At 70.3% G+C, this 2,653-nt stretch carries 1 protein-coding gene; it reads right to left on the bottom strand.

Annotated features, from left to right (window positions below):
- Positions 1-2,568, bottom strand: a 2,568-nt coding sequence (locus I71_RS31115; protein ID WP_159107458.1) for an amino acid adenylation domain-containing protein, incomplete at its 3' end; no start/stop codon positions are given.
- Between the last annotated feature and the right edge of the window lie 85 nt (positions 2,569-2,653).

Below are 2,653 nucleotides of genomic sequence, written 5' to 3'. Positions count from 1 at the left end.
CAGGCGCTCCAGGACCACGATGTGGGCCGGGACCATGTAGTCCGGCAGCGCCGCCTTCAGGCCGGCGCGCAGCCGCTCGGCGAAGCCGTCCTCCGCCTGAACCGCCGGCACGACATAGCCGACCAGCCGCTTGCCGGAACCGCCGTCGCGGGCGACCACCGCCGCCTCGCGCACGCCGTCCTGCGCCCGCAAACGGGCCTCGACCTCGCCAAGCTCGATGCGGAAGCCGCGGATCTTCACCTGATGGTCGATGCGCCCGACATACTCGATGACCCCGTCCGCCCGCTGGCGCACAAGGTCGCCGGTGCGGTAGAGGCGACCGCCGTCGCCCGAGAAGGGATCGGCGACGAAGCGCTCCGCCGTCAGGCCGGAGCGGTTCAGGTAGCCCCGCGCCAACCCGGACCCGCCCAGATAAAGCTCGCCGACCACCCCAAGCGGAACCGGGTTCAGGTCGCCGTCCAGGACATAGCCCTGGGTTCCGGCGATGGGATGACCGATGTTGGCGCGGCCTCCCGGCTCGCGGCGGGTCACTGTGGAATAGGTCGTATCCTCGGACGGGCCGTAGAGATCGTAAACGTCGGTGATGCCGGCGGCATAGAGTTCGTCCACCAGCGATTGGGCCAGCGGCTCGCCCGCCAGATTGACGGTGCGCACGCCGGCCGGGATTCCGCCGGAACGCAGAAGACCGGCAATCGCCGACGGCACGGTGTTGATCAGGCGCACGCGGTCGCGGGCCGGCAGCTCGGGCAAGGCCAGGGCGTTGTCGGCCATCACCACATGGCCGCCAGCGCTCAGCGTGACGAAGACCTCCCAGACCGAAAGGTCGAAACAGACGGAGGTCGAGGCCAGCACACCTTGCAACTGCTCCGGCCGGTAGAGCCGCAATGCCCAGTCGATCAGGGCGGCGGCGTTGCGATGCTCGATCACCACCCCCTTCGGCCGGCCGGTTGAACCGGAGGTGTAGATCACATAAGCGGCGTCCTCCGCCCTGGTGATCGGCGGCGGATCGTGATCCGGACAGCTCTCCAGGTCGAGCGCCGGGTCGTCGAGCGCCAGAAGGCGCAGGCCCCCGCCGGCCGGGAGCCGCGGCAGCAGGCTGCGCTGCGTCAGGACGAGCGACGCCCGGCTGTCTTCCAGCATGTAGGCGACGCGATCGGCGGGATAGTCGGGGTCGAGCGGGACATAGGCGCCACCCGCCTTCAGGATCGCCAGCAGGCCGGCCGGCAGAACCTCCGTCCGGTCGAGCATGACGGCGACCGGCACTCCGGGCGCCACGCCGAGCGAGTGCAACCGATGAGCAAGCCGGTTGGCCATGCGGTTGAGTTCGGCATAGCTCAGGCTTCGTGTGCCGGCGATGACCGCAGTGGCATCCGGCGTGCGCGCGGCCTGGGCCTCGAACAGACGCGGCAAGGGCGTGGAGTCCATCGACTCCGGCCGGTTCCATGCGCCGAGGATAAGGTCGCGGTCGCTCCCGTCCAGCACCGAGAGGGAGCCGAGCGGCAGGTCGGGAGCGTCCGCCATCGCCAGCAGCAGGCGGCGCAGATGGCCGGCGACACGCCGCACCGCCGGATCCGCCAGATGGGCGCAGTCGTAGCGGTGGTGCAGTTCCAGCCGGTCGCCGGGCATGATCGCGATGGTCAGCGGATAGTTGGTGCGCTCATAACCGACCACCGGGGAGAAGCGCAAGCCATCCGGGCTTCCCTGGCGGAGCGCCTCGGCAACCGGATAGCTTTCGAACACCAGCAGGCTGTCGAACAGGGCACCGCCGGCATCGCCCGACGCGGTCTGGCCCGACCATTGCTGAATGTCGGCCAGCGGCGTGTGCTCGTGCTCGCGCAGGTCGAGGGTGCGGCGCTGGACCGTGCGGAGCCAGTCCGCCACCGGCATCGCCGGATCGGGCGTCAGGATCACCGGAAGCGTGTTGATGAACAGGCCGAGCCGGTGCTCCACCCCCGGCAGATCGGCCGGACGGCCCGATACGGTGGTGCCGAAGGCGACGGTGTCCTGGCCGCCATGCTGGCGCAGCAGGATGGCCCAGGCCGCCTGCATCAGGCTGTTCAGCGTGACGTCACAGTGCCGCGCGAGATCGGTGAGACGACGGGTTTCCTCCTCCGTGAAGAGGCAGCGATATTCGTCCTGGCCCTCGCGGTCCGGCGTGGACACCAGCGGCGGATCGGACGGCAGCAGGGAGGCGATCCTCGTTGGCTGGTCGAGTTCCGCGGTTCGGGCGCGCCAGAAGGCCTCCGCAGCCCCCCGGTCACGGCCCTGCAACCACGCCACATGGTCGCGGAACCGCCCGCCATCCGCCGCCGGGGCGTGGCCGGCATAGCGCTGGAGCACCTCCCCCAGAAGCTGCGAGCTGCTCCAGCCGTCGAGCAGGATGTGGTGGCTGGTCAGGATCACATGATGGCGGTCGTCCCCCGTGCGCACCACCGCCAGACGCAACAGTGGCGGCGACGCGAGGTCGAAGCCGGCCCTCCGCTCCGCCGCCGCGAGAGACTCCAGGCGTTCGGCCAGACGCTCGGCAGACTCCGCCTCGTCGCACGGNTCCTCCAGCCGCAGCGGCACCGCCGCCTTTGCGCGAATCGCCCTGCAACGCTGGTCAAGCCCCTCCACAGGAAGCCGGCGCGCAGGCTGTCATGGGCATCGACCG

Origin of the sequence: Azospirillum sp. B506 (assembly GCF_000333595.1) — a bacterium.
Classification (GTDB): domain Bacteria; phylum Pseudomonadota; class Alphaproteobacteria; order Azospirillales; family Azospirillaceae; genus Azospirillum.
This window is presented reverse-complemented; position numbering and strand designations above follow the sequence as displayed.